This is a genomic window from Streptomyces sp. NPDC127106, from assembly GCF_042677605.1.
Taxonomy (GTDB): Bacteria; Actinomycetota; Actinomycetes; order Streptomycetales; family Streptomycetaceae; genus Streptomyces.
The window spans coordinates 22,729-44,468 of record NZ_JBHXTC010000015.1 but is presented as its reverse complement, the minus strand read 5'-3'; the positions used below and the strand labels follow the sequence as shown (position 1 = coordinate 44,468).

Annotated in this window: 21 protein-coding genes; 13 read left to right on the top strand and 8 right to left on the bottom strand. The window is 74.3% G+C overall.

Going from position 1 to position 21,740, the window contains the following annotated elements; genetic code table 11:
• Positions 1 to 31 precede the first annotated feature (31 nt).
• Complete coding sequence (locus ACFVGY_RS15725; protein ID WP_385676778.1) at positions 32 to 3,571, top strand: hypothetical protein; 3,540 nt, start codon at positions 32 to 34, stop codon at positions 3,569 to 3,571.
• Here ACFVGY_RS15725 and ACFVGY_RS15720 read toward each other — a convergent pair.
• The 3 genes from ACFVGY_RS15720 to ACFVGY_RS15710 form a co-directional block, all read right to left on the bottom strand.
• Positions 3,474 to 4,436: a hypothetical protein gene (locus ACFVGY_RS15720; protein WP_385676775.1), complete on the bottom strand. Its 963-nt coding sequence runs from the start codon at positions 4,434 to 4,436 to the stop codon at positions 3,474 to 3,476. The two genes, ACFVGY_RS15725 and ACFVGY_RS15720, sit on opposite strands and share 98 nt — an antisense overlap.
• On the bottom strand, positions 4,433 to 5,902 hold the full coding sequence (locus ACFVGY_RS15715) for an FAD-binding oxidoreductase (protein ID WP_385676772.1): 1,470 nt from the start codon (positions 5,900 to 5,902) through the stop codon (positions 4,433 to 4,435). Before ACFVGY_RS15715 ends, ACFVGY_RS15720 begins: the two co-directional genes overlap by 4 nt.
• A 101-nt stretch (positions 5,903 to 6,003) precedes the next feature.
• Positions 6,004 to 7,194 (bottom strand): PucR family transcriptional regulator, encoded by a 1,191-nt coding sequence (locus tag ACFVGY_RS15710; protein ID WP_385676770.1) that lies wholly within the window; start codon positions 7,192 to 7,194, stop codon positions 6,004 to 6,006.
• A 184-nt stretch (positions 7,195 to 7,378) separates the two neighbouring features.
• Here ACFVGY_RS15710 and ACFVGY_RS15705 point away from each other — a divergent pair, with 184 nt between their 5' ends.
• The 3 genes from ACFVGY_RS15705 (at position 7,379) to ACFVGY_RS15695 (ending at position 9,871) form a co-directional block, all read left to right on the top strand.
• A complete protein-coding gene (locus ACFVGY_RS15705) occupies positions 7,379 to 8,311 on the top strand; it encodes an SGNH/GDSL hydrolase family protein (protein ID WP_385676767.1) in 933 nt (310 codons plus the stop codon).
• Between the two features lie 341 nt (positions 8,312 to 8,652).
• Positions 8,653 to 8,895: a hypothetical protein gene (locus ACFVGY_RS15700; protein WP_385676764.1), complete on the top strand. Its 243-nt coding sequence runs from the start codon at positions 8,653 to 8,655 to the stop codon at positions 8,893 to 8,895.
• Positions 8,888 to 9,871 (top strand): tetratricopeptide repeat protein, encoded by a 984-nt coding sequence (locus ACFVGY_RS15695; protein WP_385676762.1) that lies wholly within the window; start codon positions 8,888 to 8,890, stop codon positions 9,869 to 9,871. The genes ACFVGY_RS15700 and ACFVGY_RS15695 overlap by 8 nt, the downstream gene beginning before the upstream one ends.
• 243 nt (positions 9,872 to 10,114) lie before the next feature.
• On the opposite strand, the gene ACFVGY_RS15690 is transcribed toward ACFVGY_RS15695, so the two are convergent.
• Entirely contained in the window at positions 10,115 to 10,471 is a 357-nt protein-coding gene (locus tag ACFVGY_RS15690) for a hypothetical protein (protein ID WP_385676759.1), read from the bottom strand.
• 190 nt (positions 10,472 to 10,661) lie between these two features.
• Between ACFVGY_RS15690 and ACFVGY_RS15685 the strand changes: the two genes are divergently transcribed.
• Positions 10,662 to 11,030 carry a hypothetical protein gene (locus ACFVGY_RS15685; protein ID WP_385676756.1) on the top strand — a complete coding sequence of 123 codons (369 nt, stop codon included), beginning with the start codon at positions 10,662 to 10,664 and terminating at the stop codon, positions 11,028 to 11,030.
• Positions 11,031 to 11,063: 33 nt separating this feature from the next.
• Here the strand turns inward: ACFVGY_RS15685 and ACFVGY_RS15680 are convergent, their stop codons facing one another.
• Positions 11,064 to 11,249 (bottom strand): hypothetical protein, encoded by a 186-nt coding sequence (locus ACFVGY_RS15680; RefSeq protein ID WP_385676753.1) that lies wholly within the window; start codon positions 11,247 to 11,249, stop codon positions 11,064 to 11,066.
• Positions 11,250 to 11,430: 181 nt separating this feature from the next.
• Here ACFVGY_RS15680 and ACFVGY_RS15675 point away from each other — a divergent pair, with 181 nt between their 5' ends.
• Both ACFVGY_RS15675 and ACFVGY_RS15670 read left to right on the top strand, forming a co-directional pair.
• The gene (locus ACFVGY_RS15675) at positions 11,431 to 12,072 is read left to right on the top strand and encodes an endonuclease (RefSeq protein ID WP_385676750.1); all 642 of its coding nucleotides are present in this window, start codon (positions 11,431 to 11,433) and stop codon (positions 12,070 to 12,072) included.
• A 149-nt stretch (positions 12,073 to 12,221) separates the two neighbouring features.
• A complete protein-coding gene (locus ACFVGY_RS15670; protein ID WP_385676748.1) occupies positions 12,222 to 12,680 on the top strand; it encodes an ATP-binding protein in 459 nt (152 codons plus the stop codon).
• Here the strand turns inward: ACFVGY_RS15670 and ACFVGY_RS15665 are convergent.
• Complete coding sequence (locus ACFVGY_RS15665; RefSeq protein WP_385676745.1) at positions 12,661 to 13,104, bottom strand: STAS domain-containing protein; 444 nt, start codon at positions 13,102 to 13,104, stop codon at positions 12,661 to 12,663. The two genes, ACFVGY_RS15670 and ACFVGY_RS15665, sit on opposite strands and share 20 nt — an antisense overlap.
• A gap of 156 nt (positions 13,105 to 13,260) precedes the next feature.
• Complete coding sequence (locus ACFVGY_RS15660; RefSeq protein ID WP_385676742.1) at positions 13,261 to 15,051, bottom strand: thiamine pyrophosphate-requiring protein; 1,791 nt, start codon at positions 15,049 to 15,051, stop codon at positions 13,261 to 13,263.
• Between the two features lie 208 nt (positions 15,052 to 15,259).
• On the opposite strand from ACFVGY_RS15660, the gene ACFVGY_RS15655 reads away from it, so the two are divergent.
• Positions 15,260 to 15,805: a DUF5709 domain-containing protein gene (locus ACFVGY_RS15655; RefSeq protein ID WP_385676739.1), complete on the top strand. Its 546-nt coding sequence runs from the start codon at positions 15,260 to 15,262 to the stop codon at positions 15,803 to 15,805.
• A 131-nt stretch (positions 15,806 to 15,936) separates the two neighbouring features.
• On the opposite strand, the gene ACFVGY_RS15650 is transcribed toward ACFVGY_RS15655, so the two are convergent.
• Positions 15,937 to 16,950, bottom strand: coding sequence for a helix-turn-helix transcriptional regulator (locus ACFVGY_RS15650; RefSeq protein ID WP_385676736.1), 1,014 nt, complete (start codon positions 16,948 to 16,950; stop codon positions 15,937 to 15,939).
• 218 nt (positions 16,951 to 17,168) lie between these two features.
• Here ACFVGY_RS15650 and ACFVGY_RS15645 point away from each other — a divergent pair, with 218 nt between their 5' ends.
• The 5 genes from ACFVGY_RS15645 (at position 17,169) to ACFVGY_RS15625 (ending at position 21,737) form a co-directional block, all read left to right on the top strand.
• Entirely contained in the window at positions 17,169 to 17,378 is a 210-nt protein-coding gene (locus tag ACFVGY_RS15645) for a hypothetical protein (protein ID WP_385676733.1), read from the top strand.
• A gap of 39 nt (positions 17,379 to 17,417) precedes the next feature.
• A complete protein-coding gene (locus tag ACFVGY_RS15640; RefSeq protein ID WP_385676730.1) occupies positions 17,418 to 17,822 on the top strand; it encodes an ATP-binding protein in 405 nt (134 codons plus the stop codon).
• Between the two features lie 208 nt (positions 17,823 to 18,030).
• Positions 18,031 to 18,573 (top strand): (2Fe-2S)-binding protein, encoded by a 543-nt coding sequence (locus tag ACFVGY_RS15635; protein WP_385676728.1) that lies wholly within the window; start codon positions 18,031 to 18,033, stop codon positions 18,571 to 18,573.
• Positions 18,570 to 19,568 carry an FAD binding domain-containing protein gene (locus ACFVGY_RS15630; protein WP_385676725.1) on the top strand — a complete coding sequence of 333 codons (999 nt, stop codon included), beginning with the start codon at positions 18,570 to 18,572 and terminating at the stop codon, positions 19,566 to 19,568. The genes ACFVGY_RS15635 and ACFVGY_RS15630 overlap by 4 nt, the downstream gene beginning before the upstream one ends.
• Before the next feature lie 45 nt (positions 19,569 to 19,613).
• Positions 19,614 to 21,737, top strand: coding sequence for a xanthine dehydrogenase family protein molybdopterin-binding subunit (locus tag ACFVGY_RS15625; protein WP_385676723.1), 2,124 nt, complete (start codon positions 19,614 to 19,616; stop codon positions 21,735 to 21,737).
• The last annotated feature ends 3 nt before the right edge of the window (positions 21,738 to 21,740 follow it).

The following is a 21,740-nucleotide window of genomic DNA, read 5'->3' as shown; positions in this document are numbered from 1 at the left end:
CGCTCCCCTCCCCCGGTAGGACCTGGACCTCATGCACCTCGAACGACTCCGCGCGATCGTCACCGAACACACCGAGGGCGGCACGCTCACCCTGCCTGCCGACCGGCTCGGGACGGGACCGGCCGCCGACCTGATCCACACCTGGTGGGACGGGACGCTGACCGTCGGCGGCCTCTCCCGCCAGGACCCGAAGAACGGCCCGATCCGGATCTCCGGCCGGGCCGGACTGCTCAAGGTGGACGACCGCCCCGTGTCCGGGGTGGAGTTCGGCATCACCGACGGCGCGCCGACACTCCTCTTCCCCTTCCCCCTGCCGGTCGCCTGGACCTGGGCGACTTCCTTCCCCAAACTGGCCGGCAGCGGGCTGAACGCCTTGGCCTGGCAGGCCGAACCGGTGCTCTTCCTCACCTCGCACCCGCGGCAGGCCACGCAGGGGCGGCCGAAGCTCGCTCCTGGACTGACCTTCCACTCCCCTCAGACCAAGCTGCCGCACCACCTCACCGACCTGGCAGAACTGCTCGGCATCTCGGGGGCGGTCTTCGGGCTCACCGGCACGGTGGCCAAGACGGCCGACGACCCGCAGATCCAACTCCGCTCGCCCGGCAGGGAACTCGGCGCGCTGGGCGCCTCGTTCCACCTGTGGGGCGGCTCGCGGCCCGAAGGACGCTACGAGCTGCGGCTCGGCGCCGAGCTGCGCATCGACACCCGTACCGGAGTCGTCCTCAGCGCCCCGGCGGACGGCCTGGCCAAGACCGTGACGCTCCGCGCCGACGCCCTGCCCGCAGAGGTCACCGCCGGCTCGCTCGCCAAGTGGGACGGCACCGGCGAGGCCGCCGGCCGGATCACCGGCAAGGGTTTCGCCCTCGGCAAGACCGTCCGGCTGACGGAGGTCTCGCTCGATCTGGACCCGGCCGAGCTGAAGAAGGGCCCCGGCGCCGCCGTCAGCGCCCTGCGGGTGAAGCTGACCGCGGGGCCCGACGCCGGCTGGAAGCTGGCCGGCGGCGTGCTCACCCTCTCCCGGGTCGGCGCGGAGTTCACCGTGGAGCGCCCCCTGGCGAAGTCCAACCCGCCCCGGAACGCGACCGCGCGCGGCACGGCACGGCTCGACCTCTACGACGTCGCGGCCCTCACCGCGGAAGCTTCCTTCCCGCCCGGCACGTTCACGCTGAAGTTGCCGGACGACGAGCCCATCCGGCTCAAGCAGGCCGTGGAGCGGCTCTGCCCGGGTGCCCAGGTCAACTCCCTGCCCGAGCTGACGGTCAGCAAGCTCGACGCCACGGCCGACAAGGACGGCCTGTCCCTCGACGCGGTGGTCGAGGGGGAGTGGAAGTTCGGGGTCGGCCCCGCATGGATGACGCTCACCGAGGCGAAGCTGTCCCTGGCCCGGGGCAAGCCGCAGGGGAAGGAACCGTCCGACGGCGGCCGGAAGGTCAGCGGTGAGCTCACCGCCAAGGCCACCCTCGGTATCAACGGGTCGCGGGGCGAGGTCGCGCTGGATGCCAGGGTGGCACTGCCCGGCACCTTCGGACTCAAGGGCGAGTTCAAGGACCTCACCGTCGACAAGCTGCTGCGCGCGCTCACCGAGCAGGCCGACATCCCCCTGCCGGGTGGCTTCCCGGAGATCACCCTGCCGGAGGCGCGGGCAGAACTGACCGTCGGCAAGGGCGCCGGCGGCGGATCCAGCTCTTCGGGGACGCCCACCGCGTACGACCTGGTGCTGGACGCCAAGGCCGTCATCGGCAAGAACACCTCGTTCCGCTGCATCGGCCGTGCCGGGCGGGACAGCGCGGGCAAGGCCCTCTTCGCCGCCGCCCTGTGGACCGACAAACCCTGGTCCCCCGCCGAGGTGGCCGTCTGGAACGAGGGCCTGAAGGAGGCCCTGTCCGGCATCACCTTCACCCGTGCGGGATTCGCGTTCGCCACCCGCGACGGCGTCAAACCCGGTGGCGAGAAACTCCCCGCCGCCCTGCCCGAAGAACTGTCCAAGGGCGTCACCCTCTTCACCGAGGTCCGGCTCACCGGCGTACTGAAACCGGTGGCCGAGCTCTTCGACGACAAGGGTGGGCTCGCCCTGCGCGCCCACCTCGCAGGCGAGATCGCCCGGTCCGAGTTCGTGCTCGAAGCACCCAGGAGCCGCATCCAGGGCATGGGGGCGCTCACCCTCACGCTGAAGCCCGCTGAGCTGACCGCCGCCCTGTTCACGCAGTTGACGTTCTCCGTCAAGAACACCGACGGAAGCACCCACCAGCTCCTCCTCACCGCCGGGGGCCGGCTGTCGCTGGGCAAGCAGGAGTTCTCCCTCTTCCTGGTCCTCCAGGGCGGCACCGGGAGCACCGCCGGCACCGCGGAACTGCTGGCCTACGCCCTCGACAGCCCCGTCTCCTACGCGCTGCCGAGCACGTACGGGCGGCTGATCGAGCCGGGCGTCCGGCAGGCGGGGGCGGAGCTCGTCGCGCTGAGCGAGCCCCCGACCACCTCGCCCGCCTGGCACGACGCCTTCGGCGTCAAGGGCTTGGACGTGGACGCGTTCTACGTGCAGGTCGACGTGGGCGCCCAGAGCGGACTGGGCATCGGCATGGGCGGCCGGATCCGGCTCGGCGGGGCCCGGCTCGCCCTCGACGCGCACGGCGGCTTCAAGGGCGCCCCGTACATCGACGTCTTCCGCTTCTCCCTGGACACGGCGACCGGCGACGAGGACCGCGGCGTCACCCTCTGGGAGATCCTGGTCCAGCTCGCCCCCGAGGCGCACCACGCGGACTGGCTCAAGCCGCTGCTGAACGGCATCCGCCTCTACCAGCTCGTGGTGGTGTTCGTCGCGAAGGGCACCACGTGGCAGAGTCCGCCGCCGCTGAAGGAGAGCTGGGATCCCGGCTTCTCCACCAAGGGCCATGTGAACCTGTTCGGCATCGACTGGCGTTTCGAGCTGAGCGTGGCGCCGACCGGCATCCACGCCTTCAGCTCGATGGACAAGCCGATCGTCCTGGGCGACGTCCTCACCATCTCCAGTGCGGACGGCCGCAAGGGCCCCTCGTACCAGCTGGACACCCGCAGCATCACGGACGGCTCCCCCGCCCGCAAGACGCTGCTGCACCTGGACGCGCGCGTCCGGCTGCTGGGCGCCGACATCGCGGCCAAGATCGACCTGGGGGCATCCGGCTGGACCTTCCAGCTCGCGGCGAGCATCCACAGCGTCCTCAAGACCGCGGTGTCGTGCACGCTCGACGACAAGGGCCTGACGGCGACCGCCGGGCTGTCGTTGAACTTCGTCGTCGACCTGCCCACGGCGATCGGCCCGCTGCCCAAGGGGAAGATCGGCGTCGCCCTGGACGCCTCCGTCACGCTCGCCGTCACCACCACGAGCTGCACGGCGGCACTCCACGCGAAGTGCCAGGCCTTCTTCGGTCCCGCGTCGATCGACTTCCATCTGAACGCCGGCTTCGGGGTCGCCTCGTGGGCGGACTTCGAGAAGTACCTCAAGGCCAATCCGGACGTTCTTTTCGCGGAGGTGGGGAAGGGGATCTGGCAGAAGATCGAGAACTGCGCCCTGAAGACGGCGGCCGGAAAGCTGTGAGCTCCGCGGCGGTCACCCCGGTGGCCGCCGTCCGCACCTCCATCGCCCAGCCCGGCAGCCCGGCACGCTCGGCACGGCGGGCGGCGCGGTCGAGCAGCCGGGCCGCCCGCCGGCCCAACGCCCGCTCCGCCTCCCCCACATCGGCGCTGCCCGGCTCGGGCCCCGGGCCCGGGCGGCGCCGGGGCCGCAGTTCCCACCAGAGCGCACCGCGCACGCCGGCCGCCGCGTCCTCGTCGATGTCCGCCAGGTCGTCCACGATCCGCCAGGCCAGGGCGAAGTCCGTCACGACGGGGCCGAGCCGGGACGCGGTCCGCCCGCCCTCGGCGAGCATCGCCGGGACGAGTGTCCAGAGGGCGGCCTGCCGGGCGGCCGTCCGGTAGTAGCCGTCCCTGCTGCGCTCGGAGCGGCGCGCCGCCGACCGCCGGTACACGGCCGCGTGCACGGCGGCCGGTCGGGCCGGCGTCCCCCACTGCGCGGCCAGGCCGTGGACGGCCCGTGCCCACTCCTGCCAGGCCAGCGCCCGCATCCCCAGGTTGCCCGGGGAGGCCGGGAGTTGGCCGTCGGCCAGGTGGTCCTCCCACAGGTGCAGGAACAGGGCCAGGGCCTGGGCCCGCTCGGCGTCCGCCGCGCCGCGGGCGGCGGGCACCCAGTGCAGGAAGGACCACACGGGCGGGGGGAACCGGGCGAAGAAGTCGCCGTCCGGTGCCCTTGCCGACCGGCCGTGCGCGGTCACCTCCCGCAGCACGGCCGCCCGCCACGCCGCGGGCAGCCCCTGCGCGGCCCCCAGCAGGTGCCGGTGGAGCCGTCCGCGCAGCGCGGACACCTCCGAGGTCTCGGCGATCGCGCCGAACCGCGCCCGGTTCACGGCACCGGCCGGCCGTGGGGAGGGGACAGCACCCCGCGGGGATCCACGGCTCCCCACAGCCGCGCCAGCAGCTCCCGTACCGAGGCGTCCACGGCCTGTTCCGGCACGCGGGCGAGCAGCGGCCGGTACGGGTACGCCCCCAGCCGGGCGCAGTCCGCCGCCAGCCGGCGGTGGCAGGCCAGCGCCCGGGACTCGGCAGCGGTGTCGTCGCGGTCCCAGAACAGGCCCGCGACACAGTGCAGGACCCGGGCGCCGAGCCGCAGGGCCACACACGGCTCGATCCCGTGCGCGGTCATGGCCCGCTCGACGGCGTCCACCACCCGGGCCGCGTCCGCTCCCCGCATCGGCAGCGCGGGGGCGAACCACAGCACGCCGCAGCGGTCCCGGCCGGGGTCCGGTGGCAGGCCGTCCGGCGTCCGGGCCGGCTTGTGCCGGTAGGCGCAGGCCAGTCCCCGGCTGCCGCCGGCCGGGGGCGCGCCGGGCGCCGGGGCCTGCAGGTGCCAGTGCTCGGCGTACGCGGACATGCGGGCGAGGACGCGGTCCCGCGTCGCGTCGAGCAGGCCGGTGCTGTCCGCCCACAGCTCCGCGCATCCCGTCCACGCGCCGTCCAGGGCCGCCGGCAGCGGTGGTGGAGCGGCTGCCGGGTCGGCCGGCCACTGGGCCGTGATCCGGGGCCGGTTGCGTACGTCGAGCGTCAGCCCGGCCGGGACGCGCTGGAGCAGTTCGCGTGCCGCGTCGAGCACGGCGGCGAGGCAGCCGTCGCGCAGCCGGAACAGCACCCGCTGGTGCCGTTCCGGCGCGGGGTGGAGGGCCAGCGTCAGCGAGGTCACCACGGCGGGACCGCCCTGGAGGAACAGGCCGTTCACGGAGGGCCCGGGGCCCTCTTCGGCGCAGTCCGCGGTCGCCCCCGGCGCGCGCGTGCGGACCGGGGTCCCGTCCGGCAGCACGAGTTCCAGTGCCCGCACCTGCGCCGCCATGTCCCGGTAGGCGCCGGAACCCAGGCCCCGCTGGAGGACGTTCCCGACCACCGAGGTGTCCGGGCCCGCGCCCGTCGCCGGCGGCCAGCGGCGCGAACCGGCGCCGGCCAGGTGCCGGGCCAGGCTCCCGAAGGTCACCCCGGGCTGCACGGTCACGGTGCCGAGTGCCTCGTCGAGGTCCAGTACCCCGTCGAGCCGCGACAACCGCAGCACGGCCACCTCCCGCGGGCCCGGGCCGACGGACCCGTAGCCCCAGTTGCGACCCGTGCTGACCGGATGCACGGGCAGGCGGCGGCGGTGCGCGATCCGCAGGCAGGCGGCCACTTCGTCGCGGTGCCCGGGGAGCAGCACGCACCGGGCTCCCGCGCCGCCGGGGAAGGTTCCCCGCACGGCGCGTTCCCGTCCCTCGGCTGCGGTCACCACGTGCGCGGCGCCCAGCAGGGACCGCCATGCGCGCACGGCGGCGGCCCATTCCGCGTCCCGGCCCATGCGGTGGACGCTACCGCGGCGGCCGCTGCGGATCAGGCCACCGCCCCGGCGCGGCGTGCGCCGTGAGCCGTGCGCGCAGCGGCCAGCGGCCAGCGGCCAGCCTAGGGTTCGGGCATCAGCCGCAGGGCGTGGAGCGCCACGGCGAGGTCGGCCACCGCGCGGGGGTCGCGGAGCGACCGCCCCGTGAGCTCCTCCAGCCGGTGCAGCCGGTAGCGGACGGTGTTGCGGTGGCAGTACAGGAGCCGCGCCGCGTCGGCCGTCGAGCCTGCTGCCGCGAACCAGCACTCCAGGGTCTCCAGCAGGCGGTCCTGCTCGTCGTCCGGCAGGCGTAGGACGCCTTCGAGGACGGCGCGGGCGATCCGTCCGGCCTCGTCCGGAGCCGCTGCCACCAGCAGGGCGGCGGGGCTGTCGTCGAAGCGTGCGACGCCCGCGGGTCGGCCGCGCGCGCCGGTGAGCGCCAGGCGGGCGAGCCTGAGCGCCCGCGGCGTGTCCCGCAGGTCGCGGTACGAGGGGCTGACGCCCACGCGGACGGCCGCCGACCGTTGCAGGACGTGCAGGACCGCGTCATCGGCCCCCGGGCGCCGGACGGCCACCACGCCGACGTGGAGGTCCGGCAGCAGGCGCCAGGCCGACCGCAGGTGTTCGGCGAGGAGGCGCGCCTCGATCCCGGGCAGCGCCTCCCGGCCGGGGCCGGGGACCTCGGCGACGACCACGACGTAGGGGCCGCCCGTCGGCAGGCCGAGTACGTCGGCGGCTTCCCAGAGGGTGGTGCGGTCGGTGAGCAGGCCGGTGAACAGGGCCTCGACCATGGCCGAACGCTCCCGTTCGCGCTGCAGCACCATCTCGGCGGCCTCCTCCCGGTACGCGTCGCTCGCCGACGCCGCGAGGCCCCCGTTCACCCACCAGGCGGCCAGCGACATGATCGTCTCGGTGGTGAGGCCCTGGGTGGACCGGGCTTCGGCGGCGATGGCGGACCACAGGACCTCGGAACCGACGCGGTAGGCGTGCAGCAGCTCGGCCAGTGGCGCGCCCTGGCGCGCCCGCCGGCGGCCGGTCTCCTGTGCCGGCGCCCCGTCCCCGCACCCGCCGTCGAGGAGCTGCCGGAGCACCTGCTCGCAGTTGCTCCGGCAGGAGGCGGCCAGCTCCGCGAAGGGGACGTGCTCGTCGCCCCGATAGTACGCCACCTCGGCACGGATGCGGCGGGCCATGCGGGTGCCCAGTTCCTCGGTGCGGGTGAGCAGCACGGCCGCCACGGGCGCGATCGCGGCGGGTGCGTCGGGAGTGCGGCTCATGCCCGCAGGCTACAAACGACCGCGTGCGGCAGGGGGCGCATTGTGCCCCGGGACAACGGGGGCGGGGCGGGTGTGTGTGCCGGCACATGGCCCGCGCGGGCTCCGGGCCAGCACGATACGAGGACGTTACCGGCCGGTATCGAACCGTATTCCCTCGTGCCGCCTCCACTCCTCAGGGGGAACCGTGTCCACCACCGCAACACCGCGTGCTGCACGTCGCACCGCACGCCGTACGCCCGTTCTGGCCGGTGCCGCACTCCTTGTCACCGCGCTCACCCTGGCCACCGCCGCTGCCCCCGCGCAGGCCGCGGGCGCGGCCCCGCCCCCGGCGCCCGCCGGCACGGGGAAGTATGTGGCCCTCGGGGATTCCTACGCCGCCGGGGCTGGGGTCCCCGCCCAGTCCGGCGGCCTGTGCCTGCGCTCCGACCGCAACTACGGCCACCTCGTCGCCGCGGCCCTGGCCCCGTCCGCGTACACGGACAGGACCTGCACCGGGGCGAAGGTGAGCGCCCTCACCGTGCCGCAGACGGACGCCGGGATCGTCGTCAACGGCCCGCAGCTCGATGCCGTCACGCCCGACACGTCCCTGGTCACCGTCACGCTGGGGGGCAACGACATGGGCACCTCCGACGTCGGCTTCGTGGACGTCGTGGCGGTCTGCTCGGGCCTCGCCCTGACCGATCCCCTCGGGTCGCCCTGCCGGGACTTCTACGGCGACACGCTCAGCAGGCGGCTCGACTCGGCGGCGGCACGGCTGTCCGACGGTCTGCGCACGCTGTCCGCCAAGGCGCCGCGCGCCCAGGTGGTCGTCGTCGGGTACCCGTCGGTGCTTCCCGACGATCCGCTGACGTGCCTGGGCAAGCTGCCCGTCACGACCGGCGACCTCCGCTTCCTGCGCTCCGTCATCGGCGAGCTCAACGCGAAGACGGCCGGGGCCGCCACCGCGGCGGGCGCCACGTACGTCGACACCCTCGGTCCGACCAGGGGCCACGACAGCTGCTCGGCGTCCCCCTGGATCGAGGGCGTGCTGCCCACCTCGCCCGCAGCGCCGCTGCACCCCAATGCCACCGGCCAACGCGCCATGGCCGGGGCGGTGTTGCGGGCGCTGGGCCGCTGAACCCGCCCGACGGGCCGTCAGGGGGTGCTGCGCCGCCGCGAGACCACGGGCCTCCGCAGTGACCTCGGCAGCGATCTCCTCGGCGGTCCTGTCGCCGTACTGGAGGGTGTCGTACTCGTCGTCGAGTTCGGCGAGTGCCTCGGGGACCAGTGCGTGCACAGAGTGGTCCGCCTCGGCCCGGGTGCGGGAGGCAACGCCGCGCAGGGGGCGGGTCGCTGCGCCCGGGCAGAGCACGTCCGCCCTGTCAAGCCACGGGATCACGTGGCTTGATCCGCTCACCGCTCCGCCGTTTCCTGGAGGGCACTCCCCCACGTGACCCGAGGAAGAGAAAGGAGACGGCGATGTCCAGGCCCGACAGGAATTCCGCAGTCGCCGCGGGGCGCCGGCTCGCCACGGCGATGGCCTCGCTGGCGCTGGCCGGCGGCGCGGCAGTGGCGCTGGGCGGCCCCGCCCAGGCGCACGCCCAGGCCCACCAGGCCCTGAGCGATCACCCGACCACGCTCAGCAGCCCCGAGGTCCGCGTTCCAGGACCGCTCGGAGGGCTGAGCAAGAACCACAACGAAACCGTCCTGACCCGTGACTGAACGCACCGGCCACAGGGACACCGAGCAGAAGGGCGACATCGAGGACGCGGCACTGGTCGGGGCCCTGCTCGTCGAAGGCGACCGCCACCGGGCGCTGGGCGACCTGGAACGGGCCCAGCACGTCCTGCGGCGGGCGCTCACCGTGGCCGGACGGCAGACGCCGTCCGGCGAGCAGGCCCGACTGGTGGCCCGCGCACAGTGCGGGCTCGCCGCCGTGTACCGGATGCGGGGCCGCTACCGGCGGGCCCAGGCCCTGTTGCGCACGGCCCTCGACCGGGCCGAGGGCGCCGCAGCGCCGGACGGCCGGGAGGAGCGGGCGGAGCTCCTCAACGAGCTGGCCGTCACCTGCAAGTACACCGGCGAGTTCGACGAGGCCGAGCGGCTCTACCGGCGTGTCTGGGCGGTGCTGGTGGAGGCCGGCGGCCCCGCCCATCCGGAGCTGGCCACCGTCTGGCACAACCTCGCGGGCCTGGCGCACGCGCGCGGGGACTTCGCCGCCGCCGAGCCGTTGGCCCGCCGCTCGGTGGCCCTGAGCGAGCGGATCCTGGGTCCCGACCACCCCGCGGTGGCCGCCGACCGCGCCGCCCTGGCGGCGATCCTGGACGGGCTGGGCAGGCGCGAGGAGGCGGAAGGGCTGCTGCGGGAGGCCCTGGAGGTGTTCGGCCGTGTCCTCGGCCCCGGGCACCACGAGACCGCCGTCACGTGCCACAACCTGGCGTCCCTCGCATACCGGCGCGGCGGCCTCGTCGAGGCCGAGCAGCTCTTCCGCCGCGCGCTGGCCGTCAAGGAGACGGTCCTCGGCCCGGACCACCCGGAGCTGGCCGTGACGCTGAACAACCTCGCTCTGGTCCTGGAAGACCGCGGCCTGCGGGCGGAGGCGCTCACGCTCGTACGCCGTTCCGTCGCCGTCCTGGAGGGGGCCGTGTCCCCCGACCACCCGCTGCTCGCCACCTGCCGCGCCCGGGCCCGGGCCTGACGTGCCGACGACGTACGACGGTCGGTCCAGCCGTGAGCCCCGGGGCGTCCGACGCTCGCCTTTCCCCGAACGGAACGGTAGAACGCGCAGACGTAGCGGGGCCCGGGGCGCCCTGCGCGTGGAAGACGGGCTGGAAGGGACGTCCTCCAGCCCGTCGGCCGCGCGGCACGAGGAGAAGGGGTGCCGCCACGCGGCCCTTCGGTGAAGCCGTTCTCATGGGCCCCCTGACCCGGAACGGGAGTTTCACACCCTCGCGCGGCCGTGGATCCGCAGGTGGATGTCCTTCTCCTGGTCGCCGGCGGCGGTCCCCACGGTGTCGATCACGAAGGCCGAGTCCAGCACGGCCACCAGCTGGTCCACTGCGCGGTAACCGCCCTGGGCCTCGACGCTGACCTGGTGTGCCAGAGGGGCCGGGGCCGCCGGGCTCTCTTCGGCGGGGGCGGCCACGTCGTAGGCGGACGTCCAGACCGTCGCCCCCGTGCCCGACCGCGGCCTGGTCGTCTTCTCCGCCGTGAAGGCCGCGTCCAGGGTCGCGAAGACGGCGCGGGCGTCCTCCTCGGCGCAGTCGCTGACCACCACGGTCACCTCCGTGCTGCTCATGACGGGCTCCTCCCTGCAGCCGGAACGGGTTCGGTCCTCCTCCAGCATCCACCCGCGCCCGCCGCAGCGCGCTGCGGCCTGTCCGTGGCCGTACGGACACGGACGGCCCCCGTCCGCGTGCCCACGGCGCTGCCGCGCCGGACCGCGGCTCCGGCGGCGGGCCGGGGGGCGCGGGGCTACGCTCCGCAAGATGGAACGTGCAGAGATACTCAAGCGAGTGATCGGCATCCTGACCGAGGCGCAGGACCTCCGCATGGCCGCGGAGGCCGGTGAGGACGTCGAGGTTCCGGCAGCGGGCAACGGTGTGGCCACGCTGCTCCTGAACGAGATGCTGCCGTCGATCAGAGTGCCGGCCGACGCGTCTGCGCAGCAGGTGGCGCACCATGTCTCCAGAGCGCTCGGCCCCGCCCTGCACACGATGGTTTCCGGATTCAGCCTGGCGTTCACCAGCCTGGCGATCGCCCACGACAGCGGGCGGACGGACGTCTCCTCGATCGAGGTCCTCCAGGAACTGGCCCTGGAAGTCGAGGCGGGCATGTACGACGAGGGGCCGCCGTAGGTCCCGCCGTAGGCCCCGCCGCGCGGCCGGGGGTCACTCCGTGTCGTCCGCGTGTCCCCGGGCCATCTGCCGCTCCTGCCGCCTTCTCAGTTCCTCGGGGCTCTTGCCGGCGACCGGCTTGCTGGCCTCGGGGTGGACCGGGTCGGGGCCGGGATGCTTCTGCGGCTGCTCCTCACGGCCCTGCTCCGGCTTCTGCCGCTTCTCTTCGTTGCCCTTCACGGCTGTGCCTCCCGGAGGTCCGCGTCCGGTGTCCCGGACCGCCTGCGCCTGCCCCGCGGGCGTGCGGTCCAACCTTCCTCTCCCCCGGAACGGGAATGCGGTCCGCGAGGCGGGGCAGGCGCCTCCCGGCACGGGCGGGCGGGCGTGTCCGCCCGCAGGACGACTCGGCAAGGACACCCCGATGAACTCGACGAAGGCGACGGCCCGCCGGATACTGCGCGACTACGGGGAGACGTACGTGCACGAGGCCGGTATCCGGCTGCGTGACACTCCCGCTCCGCTCTACCAGCTCCTGGTGCTGTGCGTCCTGCTGTCGGCGCCCATCCGTGCGGCCACGGCGGTCGCGGCCGCCCGGGAGCTGTTCGCGGACGGCTTCCGCACGGCCCGGCGGATGGCCGGTTCCGAGTGGCAGGACCGCGTCGACGCGCTCGGCCGGGCGCACTACCGCAGGTACGACGAAAGCACGGCCACCGCCCTCGACGAGGGAGCGCAGCTGCTGCTCGACCGGTGGAACGGCGACCTGCGCGCCCTCCGCGACGAGGCCGGCGGTGACCCCGCCCGGGTGCGGGAGCTCCTCCAGGAAGTACCGCGGATCGGCCCTGCCGGGGCGGACATCTTCTGCCGTGAGGTCCAGGCCGTCTGGCCCGAGCTGCGGCCCTTCGCCGATGCGCGGGTGCGTGACGCGGCGTCCCGCGTCGGCCTGCCCCGTACACCGGGGGGACTCGCCGAGCTCGTCCCTCGGCGCGATTTCGCCCGGTTCGCCGACGGCCTGGTGCGCGTGGGCCTGACCCGTGGCGCGGCCGACCGGCTGCGCGCCGCGTGACGACGGCCCGCAAGCGAGCCCCGGCAGTCCCGCGGAGCCCCGGGAGCGAAACCACGGGCGCCGGCGGCCGGGGAGCGAACGACCGGGGGTTGCCCGGCGATACGGGGTTACTGCGGCGCGGTGAGGGCACGCGCGGAGCGGGAGCAGTCATGATCGGACATCGCCTGCACTATCACCGGGACCTCGGGGACACCCCCGTCACCAGGCCCGGTGCCGGGCTTGACTTCGTCCGCGGCAGGCTGTCGGAGATCGCCGACCGACTGGGTCGGAACGTGGCTCAGAACGCCGTCCTCGTGGCGTGCGAACTGCTCACCAACGCCTGCGTCCACACGAAGGGGCCGACCGGCATCGACCTCGAACTCGACCTCGATGGCGGCCGGCTCACCGTCGGCGTGTCCGATCCCAGCAGCCTGGTGCCGCTCCTGCGGCCGTACCGGCCTGCCGAACCCCACGGGCACGGCATGCACATCGTCGACGGCCTCGCCACCGCCTGGGGCGTCAGCCGACGGGCCGACGGCAAGACCGTATGGGCGACCCTTGCCGTGCAGGATCCCCCGCCCGCTGCCCGCCCGGACCTCGGCGACGGTGTCACGAGGGCACGGAAGTAGTCTCCCCCGACGGGCAGCCCGGGACCGTTGGACCGCGGGGGCCGGACGCAGTGCCGTACCACCGGGTCGCCCGGGCCGGTGGCGTACAAGGCTCCCGGGCGGGCCCCACGTCGAACACCGTGTCCGTCTCCGTCAGACGCAGGACCAGGGCCATCTGCCGGCCGACACCGGTCAGGCGGAACGCGATCCCGCGCAGCATCGCGGCCTTGCGGGCACGGAGCAACTCGTTCAGGCAGGCCGCCGAGCAGAATTCCAGCCCCGAGCAGTCGGCGACCAGTGCGTCGGGCTCGGGCAGTTCGGCCAGTGCCTGGACCAGTCCGGCGCGCAGCAGCGAGCCGGTCTCAAAATCGGCTTGGCCGGCGACTTCCAGCACGCGGACGCCGGGGGCCGCGGAGCGCATGCTGAGACGGAGTGCCGACCGCACGGGAGAGCTCCTCTCGGTGGCGCCGACCGACTGCGGGCGAGTACCTGGTCGTGACCACGACGATGACCCCTCTCCCGGTGTCGTGCAGCCCCGAGAACGAAACCCTTGGCCCCCCGGGCCGGAACACGAAGCATTTCCGGCGGTGGCCCGCCACCGTCAGCTCGCTCCGCCACCACCCGGCAGGAACTCCTGGAGCTTGGCCCTGAGCCCCTGCCGGACCACGGCGGAACGGTCGCTGTCCCCGCGCAGCACCGACGTGGCGGCGGACCTGATCTGGTCCCAGGTGGCGTGCGGCGGGATCGGGGGCACGGCCGGGTCCGTCCGGAAGTCGATCACGTACGGCCGGTCCGCGGCCAGCGCCCGGCGCCAAGCGGGTGTCACCGTCCCGGGCGTCTCGACCCGTTCGCCGTCGAGGCCGAACAGGGCGGCGACTTCGGCGTAGGGGACGTCGGGAAGGCTCTGCGAGGGTTCGAACTGCGGGGCGCCCTGGAGGGCCCGCATCTCCCAGGTGACCTGGTTGAGGTCCTGGTTGTTCAGCACCGCGACGACCAGCCGGGGGTCGGACCACTGAGGGAAGTACTTCGCTGCGGTGAGGAGTTCGGTCAGGCCGTTCATCTGCATCGCGCCGTCCCCGACGAGTGCGATCACCGGACGGTCGGGGTGGGCGAACTTCGCGCCGATCGCGTACGGCACACCGGGGCCCATGGTGGCGAGGGTGCCGGAGAGGGAGCCGCGCATGCCGTCGCGCATCCGCAGGTGCCGCGCGTACCAGTTCGCGGCGGACCCGGAGTCCGCGGTGATGATCGCGTCGTCCGGCAGCAGCCCGTCCAGCGCGTGCACCACGTACTCCGGGTTGAGGGGTTCGGCAGGGACCTCGGCCCGCCGCTCCATGACCTCCCACCAGCGTGCGGTGCCCTTCTCGATCGTCTCGCGCCAGGCGCCGTCCGGGTTGCGGTCCAGCAGCGGTACGAGGCGCCGTAGCGTCTGGGCCGCGTCACCGACGAGATTGAGCTCGAAGGGGTAGCGCAGGCCGACCATGGCCGGCTCGATGTCGATCTGGACGGCGCGGGCCTGGTCGAACTCGGGCAGGAACTGCGTGTAGGGAAAACTGGAGCCGACCACGAGCAGGGTGTCGCAGTCCCGCATCATCTCGTACGACGGCCTGGTGCCGAGCAGCCCGATCGCGCCGGTGACGTACGGCAGGGTGTCGGGCAGTGCGTCCTTGCCGAGCAGCGCCTTGGCGACGCCCGCGCCGAGGAGGTCGGCGACCTGCTCGACCTCGGCGCGGGCGTGCCGGGCGCCCTGCCCGATGAGGATCGCCGGCTTCGCGCCGGCGTTGAGTATGTCCGCGGCGCGCGCGAGGTCATCGTCGGCGGGCACGGGGGCGTAGTGGCCGACGCCCAGGCTGGAAGGGACCTGTTTGAAGACGTGGGAGGGCGGCTCGTAGTCGAGTTCCTGCACGTCTGCGGGGATGATCAGCGCGGTGGGTGCCCGGCGGGTGGCGGCGATGCGCATGGCCCGGTCGAGGACGTTGGGCAGCTGCTCGGGGACGGTGACCATCTCGCAGTAGTCGGAGGCGACGTCCTTGTAGAGCGAGAGCAGGTCGACTTCCTGCTGGTAGGAGCCTCCCATGGCGCTGCGGTCGGTCTGCCCGACGATGGCGACGACGGGCACGTGGTCGAGCTTCGCGTCGTACAGCCCGTTCAGGAGGTGGATCGCGCCGGGTCCGGAGGTGGCGACGCAGACCCCGGTCCGGTTGGAGAACTTGGCGTAGCCGACGGCCTGCAAGGCGGACATCTCCTCGTGCCGCGCCTGGATGAACCGCGGCCGGTCCTCGGCCCGTCCCCAGGCCGCGAGGAGACCGTTGATGCCGTCGCCCGGGTAGGCGAAGACGTGCTTCACCCGCCAATCCCGCAACCGCTGCAACACGTAGTCCGCAACCTTCATCGTCCTGCTCCCTCGTGGTCGGGTCCGGGTCCGGGTCCGCTCGGTTCCACCCCTCGTCCCCCTCGCCGCCGGCGTCTGCCCTGCCGGCTTCCGTCCCATGCGGTGCCGGTCGCGCCAGGATTTCCGGAAGGGGCGGTACGGGGCGTGGAGCGCGGGTATCCGCAGGGCGGGGCGGGGAGCAGCGGACGCCCAGTGAAAGGCGCACACCATGAGCGACACCGATCCGACAGGCGACAACGTGTACCAGCTGCCGGACCCGGACCAGCCCGGCGAGATGCAGCCGGACCTGGAGAACACCCTCGCCGAGCCCGGACTCGACGAGCGGCTCGACACCGGCGAGTCGCCGCCCGAGCGCCCGTACGCGGTCACCGACCACGGCACGACCCGGCGCGAGCAGCGCACCGGGGAGAGCCTGGACGACCGCCTGGCCCGGGAGGTCCCGGAACCCGACCCGACGCAACCGGGTGAGGACAACGGAGTCGGAGACCTGCCGGGCGGCGACGGCGAACCGATCGATCCGCAGGCCGGCACCGTGCGGGCAGGCCGCCTGACTGCCGTGTACGACGCCGATGCGGGGCGGCGGCTCGCCGTTCGAGCGAGCGACGTGGGCATCGACGGGGGTGCCGCAGCGGCCGAGGAGGCCGCGGTCCACGTGATCGAGGAGCTCGAGGAGATCGAGGAGATCGAGGGGATCGAGGGGATCGAGGGGATCGAGGACGAGGGAACCGGCGCCCCGAGGGCAGACGCCGGGTGACGCGGGCGCGGCGCAGACGGTGGGTGTCCACAGCAGACGGTGGGTTCCACAAGGGCGTGACCGCAGACCCACTCGGGGCCTGCCGCGTCCGCTGCCGCGCCTGCCGCGTCACGCGGCCCTCTGCGCTGCGGTCAGCCGGCGAGGGGGGACCGCAGGGTCTGCGAAGGCGAGGTGCCGTACGCGTCCCGGTAGGCCGCCGCGAACCGGCCGGCGTGGGTGAAGCCCCATCGCGAGGCGACCTCCGTCACCGTGGTGCCGCTGCCGGCCGGTGCCGCGGCCCTCAACTCGGCGTGGACCTGGGCGAGGCGCACACGGCGCAGGAAGGCGAGCGGCGTGGTGTTCGCATGCCGCGCGAAGGCGTACTGCACGGCCCTGGGGGTGACCGGCACCGACCCGGCGATGTCGGCCAGTCCGATGTCCCGGTCCGCGTTGTTCTCGATGAAGACCACGGCACGGCGCAGGGTGTCCGAGGTGAAATCGCGGCCTTCCGGCCGGTCGAGGGGGTGCGCGACGACGTCGTTGGGGAACACCGCCAGCGCGGTGGCGGCCAGCAGCCGTCCGGCCTCGCCGAGGACGAGCGGGGGTACGGGTGCCTCCCGGCTGAGCAGGGACCGGCGCACGAACTCGGCGGTGCGCTGCCACATCATGGCCCGGGCCTCGTCGGCCGGGGCGAGGCCGGTGAACCGTACGGGCCGCCGGCATGCGGGGACGGCCTGTCGGGCCGTGGCCTGCACCACGGCCCAGGGGAGCGCGAGGACGTCCACGACGGCGTCCTCCGTCCGCGCGGTCCGGGGCCGGCCCGGACGACCACCGAGGAAGGTCCTGCCCGGTCCGAAGCAGTGGTCCTCGCGACCGTCCTCCAGAGCGATGTGGCCCGAGCGCACCGTGACGACGACGAACAGTCTCGGCGGACCGCTGGTGAAGTCCAGGGTGCCCGGGAGTTCCAGCTCGCCGACGCCGACGGAGGCGGTGTCGACGCAGGACATCCGGTACTGCGCGGGGGCCGGGGCCGGAACGCGGATCTCGATGCACGTGCCGTACACCGCCTCGAGGAACTCGCACATGCGGTCGACGTCCGCCGTCGTGAAGTCCCGCCGCCTGGGCGCGAAGCCGCCGGGCGGCCTGGCCGTCCCGGGCTCGTCCATGACGCCCCCTTCGGCATCGTGCGGGGCCGGAAGTGCCACACCGGCCGGTGCACTCGACCACCTGCCCGCTCTGGCGTTGCGGAAGCGGTACGTTCCACGCATTTCGCCCCGCGGCCCGTGCGAGGCCGGGCGGCGTCGGCGTCCCTCCCGGGTGTAGCCGGGGCCGGACAGGGGAAGGGGCGCGAAGAGGGCACCGCATGCGGAGGAGGGACAGCACGGTGAACGACCCGGCAACCGGCCCCACCACCGCCCGTCCAAAGCCGGACCTCCCCCGGCAGGAGCAGTCCCCGCCGAGGAGCACCGCCATGGACCCCGTGCCGAGGCCTGCCCTGCTCGACCGCGCCGTGACGAAGGGCGCGGTCGTCACGGACTACTTCCTCGTCACGGGCGAGATCACCAACACCACCGGCGGCACTCCAGTGCCGTGATCCGGTGGGAGACCCGGATGCCGGGAGGGAAGGGAAGGGATGGCTCTCCAGCTTGAACAGCGCCTGTACTTGAATGCCGATGCGGAAGCCGCAGCCACTGCGCGGTCCGCCACGCTCCACTTCCTCCAGGACGCCGCCCGGGCGGGCCGGCCGGTCGCCCGCACCACGGCGGACATCGCGCTGCTCGTGGTCAGTGAGCTCGTCACCAACGCAGTCCGGCACACCGCGGGCCCCTGTTCCCTGCGCCTGGCCCGGTCCGAGGACGGCGTCGACATCGATGTCGCCGACACCAGCCCCGATCCGCCGGTCCAGCGCCCGCCCCATGTCGAGGGGGTGGGCGGGTGGGGCTGGATCCTGGTCAACCAGCTGGCGCAGGAGCTGGCGGTCCGGCCCGCGCCCGGCGGCGGGAAGACCATCCACGCCCGCGTGGCCGACCCTGCGTGATCCGCGGCGCGGTGCTTTCCGGCGCGGTGCTTTCCGGCGCGGTGCTTTCCGCAGCGGAGGCGGGCAGGTGCAAGATGTGCTTCCGGTGTGCATGCACGGCGGCGGGCTGGGCAGGCGGGGCCTCGGAGGTCGATACGGATGGTTGTGTTCCTCTTCATGGCCCGGCCCGGGGCCGGCGGCGGCCCGCGGTACCGGTGGTAGGGCGGGTATGGACGGCCGCGACGGCTCCGCCTCGGACGTGGTCCTCCACGTCAACGGGGAGACGCACGCCTTGCACCTGGACCACCGGGTGACCCTGCTCGACGCGCTCCGCGAGCACGTCGGGCTCACCGGGGCGAAGAAGGGCTGCGACCACGGGCAGTGCGGGGCGTGCACGGTCCTGGTGGACGGCAGGCGCGTCGACAGCTGCCTGCTGCTGGCCGTCGCCGTGGACGGGGCCGAGGTGACGACCGTGGAGGGGCTGGCCGCCGACGGACGCCTTCACCCCTTGCAGGAGGCGTTCCTGGCCCGCGACGCCCTCCAGTGCGGGTACTGCACGCCGGGACAGCTGTGCTCGGCCGTCGGCCTGCTCGCCGAAGCCGCCCGGGAGGCCGGCGACGCCGAGGACGCCGGGAGCGCCGGGGATGCCGGGAGCGCCGGGGAGGCCGCGCGGTGGGACCGCGCCGAGATCGCCGAGCGCATGAGCGGCAACCTGTGCCGCTGTGGCGCCTACCCCCGCATCGTCGACGCCGTGCGGGACGTGATCGCATGAAGGAGTTCGCGTACGTACGCCCCGCCGATCTCGCCGGTGCGGTCGAGGCGCACGGTGGCCGGCCGGGCTCCGCCTACCTGGCGGGCGGTACGAACCTCGTGGACCTGATGAAACTGGGCGTGGCCGAGCCGGACACCGTCGTGGACGTGAGCCGGCTCCTCGACGGCAGCGTGGCGCGGACGCCCGACGGGGGTGTGCGGATCGGCGCCGGGGTCCGCAACAGTGACCTGGCCGCCCACCCGCTCGTCGGCGGCCGCTGCCCCGTCGTGGCCCAGGCCCTGTTGTCCGGGGCCTCGGCCCAGATCCGCAACGTGGCGACCACGGGCGGCAACCTGCTCCAGCGCACGCGCTGCCCCTACTTCCAGGACACCGCCAAGCCCTGCAACAAACGCCGCCCCGGAAGCGGCTGCGGGGCCCTCGACGGCATCACCCGGGACCACGCCGTCCTCGGCCACTCCGCGTCCTGCGTCGCCACCCACCCCTCCGACCTCGCCGTGGCGCTGGCCGCCCTCGACGCCGAGGTGGAGCTCCTCGGTCCGGCGGACCGGGGAACCCGGACCGTTCCCGTCGGGGACTTCATCCGGCTGCCCGGCGACCGGCCCGACCGGGACACCCTGCTGGAGCCGGGCGAGCTGCTCACCGCCGTCCTGCTGCCGCCCGGCGCGTTCGGCGTGCCGTCGCGGTACCGCAAGGTGCGGGACCGGGCCTCGTACGCCTTCGCCCTGGTCTCGGTCGCCGCGGTCCTGGAGCTGTCGGACGGGCGGGTGCGGCGCGTGGCGTTGGCCTTCGGGGGGCTCGCCCACCGGCCCTGGCGGGCCCGGACGGCGGAGGAGCTGCTGCTGGGCACGGAACCCGCGCCGGCGGTCCTGCGCACCGCCGTGGACGCCGAACTCGGCCGGGCGCGTCCGCTGCGCGACAACGCGTTCAAGGTGGAGCTGGCCCTCAACCTGGCCTGCGAGGTCCTCGGGGGCCTCGCCGGCGACCGGCCCGCATGACCGGCAGTGGTGCGCTGCCGGCCGGACAGAGCGACGGGAGCGATCATGGAAGCGGAATCCCCCGCCACCGGGAAGGGCACCGTGACGGGGCGGCCCGCCGCCCGGCGGGAGGGGCCCGAGAAGGTCACCGGCCGCGCCCGCTACGCGGTCGACCACACGCTGCCGGGATGCCTCTACGCCTGCCCGGTCCCCGCCGCCGTCGGCCCGTGCCGGGTGCGGGCCGTCGACGTCTCCCCCGCCCTCGCGGTACCGGGCGCCGTCGCCGTCCTCACCCCGTTCGACGCGCCGCGTCTGGGAGCCGCCGACGACCCGACGCTGCGGGTGCTCCAAGACCCGCAGGTACCGCACCGCGGCTGGTACGTGGCCCTGGCCGTCGCCGAGCAGCCCGAGGCCGCACAGGCCTGCGCCGATGCCGTACGCGTCGACTACGGGGCCGCGGCCGGCTTCGACGTCACCTTGCGTGAGCAGCACCCGGATGCGTACACGCCCGACCAGGTCAACGGCGGCTATCCGGCCGTCCGCTCGACCGGCGACGCGGCCGCCGCGTTCGACACGGCCCCCGTCCGCGTGGACTGCCGGTACGAGGTTCCGCCGCTGCACAACCATCCCATGGAGCCGCATGCGGCGACCGCCCATTGGGACCCGGACGCCGAGCACCTGACCGTGTACGACTCCAGCCAGGGGTCGACGATGGTCCGCTCCGTCCTGGCCTCCCTGTTCGGCCTGCCGGAAGAGCGCATCACCGTCGACTCCGGTCACGTCGGCGGCGGCTTCGGCGCCAAGGGCACCCCCCGGCCGCACGTCGTGCTCGCCGTGATGGCCTCCCTGCGCACCGGGCGCCCCGTCAAACTGGCGCTCCCCCGCCGTCACCTGGCCGCGGTCGTCGGCCACCGGGCCGCCACGCTGCACCGGCTGCGGTTGGGGGCCCGCGAGGACGGCACCCTCACGGCAGTGGTCCACGAGGTGACCACGTACACCTCCCGGGTGCGCGAGTTCGTCGAGCAGGCTGCCGTCCCCACCCGGGTCATGTACGCCGCGCCGGCGCTCCTCACGGCGCACCAGGTCGTCCCGCTGGACGTGCCCACGCCGTCCTGGATGCGGGCACCCGGAGAGGCACCGGGCATGTACGCACTGGAGTCGGCCGTGGACGAACTCGCGGACGCCCTGGGCATGGACCCCGTAGAACTGCGCGTCCGCAACGAACCGCGGGTCGAACCCGACAGCGGCCGCCCCTTCAGCAGCCGCGGCCTCGTGGAGTGCCTGCGGGAGGGGGCCGCCCGGTTCGGGTGGCCCGCGTGCCGGGCGCCCCGGCGGGACGGCAGCCTGCTCATCGGCGCGGGGGTCGCCGCGTCCACGTACCCGGTGTGGGCCGCCGCGTCGGCGGCGAGGGCCCACGCCCGGGCGGACGGCACCTATCTGGTCGAGGTCAACGCCACCGACATCGGCACGGGCGCCCGAACGGTGCTGGGGCTGATCGCCGCCGAGGCGCTCGGCGTGGCCCCGGAGCAGGTCGCCGTGGCGATCGGGCACACGGGGCTGCCGGCCGCCTCGCTGGCCGGGGGCTCCTCGGGCACGGGCTCCTGGGGGTGGGCGGTGCACGACGCGTGCACCGCCCTGGCCTCCTCGGTGGCACGGCACGGCGGGGCCGTCCCGGACGGCGGGCTGACGGCCTCCGCGGACACCACGGCGTCGGCGAAGCAGCGGTCACCGTACGCCCGGCACGCCTTCGGGGCGCAGTTCGCCGAGGTCCGGGTGGACACGGTGACCGGCGAGGTGCGGGTGGCCCGGATGCTCGGCGTGTTCGCCGCGGGGCGGATCCTCAGCCCGGTCACCGCGCGCTCCCAGCTCGTCGGGGGGATGGTGATGGGGCTGGGCATGGCGTTGACGGAGGGCAGCGCCCTCGACCCCGGGTTCGGCGACTTCACGGCCGTCGACCTGGCCTCCTACCACGTCCCCGTGCACGCCGACGTACCGGACGTCGAGGTCGCCTGGCTCGACGAGCACGACAAGCACCTCAACCCCATGGGCAGCAAGGGCATCGGCGAGATCGGGATCGTGGGCACGGCCGCGGCGATCGGCAATGCCGTGGCCCGGGCGACCGGCCGCCGCATCCGGACGCTGCCCCTCACCCCGGACCGGGTGCTCACCGCCCTGACCTCCGGCCCCTGACCC

Coding starts and splice junctions, on each gene's coding strand:
- ACFVGY_RS15655 (WP_385676739.1), top strand. CDS start 15,260: ATGAGCGACACCGATCCGACAGGCGACAACGTGTACCAGCTGCCGGAC.
- ACFVGY_RS15690 (WP_385676759.1), bottom strand. CDS start 10,471: ATGAGCAGCACGGAGGTGACCGTGGTGGTCAGCGACTGCGCCGAGGAG.
- ACFVGY_RS15635 (WP_385676728.1), top strand. CDS start 18,031: ATGGACGGCCGCGACGGCTCCGCCTCGGACGTGGTCCTCCACGTCAAC.
- ACFVGY_RS15650 (WP_385676736.1), bottom strand. CDS start 16,950: ATGGACGAGCCCGGGACGGCCAGGCCGCCCGGCGGCTTCGCGCCCAGG.
- ACFVGY_RS15715 (WP_385676772.1), bottom strand. CDS start 5,902: ATGGGCCGGGACGCGGAATGGGCCGCCGCCGTGCGCGCATGGCGGTCC.
- ACFVGY_RS15725 (WP_385676778.1), top strand. CDS start 32: ATGCACCTCGAACGACTCCGCGCGATCGTCACCGAACACACCGAGGGC.
- ACFVGY_RS15685 (WP_385676756.1), top strand. CDS start 10,662: ATGGAACGTGCAGAGATACTCAAGCGAGTGATCGGCATCCTGACCGAG.
- ACFVGY_RS15700 (WP_385676764.1), top strand. CDS start 8,653: ATGTCCAGGCCCGACAGGAATTCCGCAGTCGCCGCGGGGCGCCGGCTC.
- ACFVGY_RS15670 (WP_385676748.1), top strand. CDS start 12,222: ATGATCGGACATCGCCTGCACTATCACCGGGACCTCGGGGACACCCCC.
- ACFVGY_RS15625 (WP_385676723.1), top strand. CDS start 19,614: ATGGAAGCGGAATCCCCCGCCACCGGGAAGGGCACCGTGACGGGGCGG.
- ACFVGY_RS15710 (WP_385676770.1), bottom strand. CDS start 7,194: ATGAGCCGCACTCCCGACGCACCCGCCGCGATCGCGCCCGTGGCGGCC.
- ACFVGY_RS15675 (WP_385676750.1), top strand. CDS start 11,431: ATGAACTCGACGAAGGCGACGGCCCGCCGGATACTGCGCGACTACGGG.
- ACFVGY_RS15660 (WP_385676742.1), bottom strand. CDS start 15,051: ATGAAGGTTGCGGACTACGTGTTGCAGCGGTTGCGGGATTGGCGGGTG.
- ACFVGY_RS15640 (WP_385676730.1), top strand. CDS start 17,418: ATGGCTCTCCAGCTTGAACAGCGCCTGTACTTGAATGCCGATGCGGAA.
- ACFVGY_RS15630 (WP_385676725.1), top strand. CDS start 18,570: ATGAAGGAGTTCGCGTACGTACGCCCCGCCGATCTCGCCGGTGCGGTC.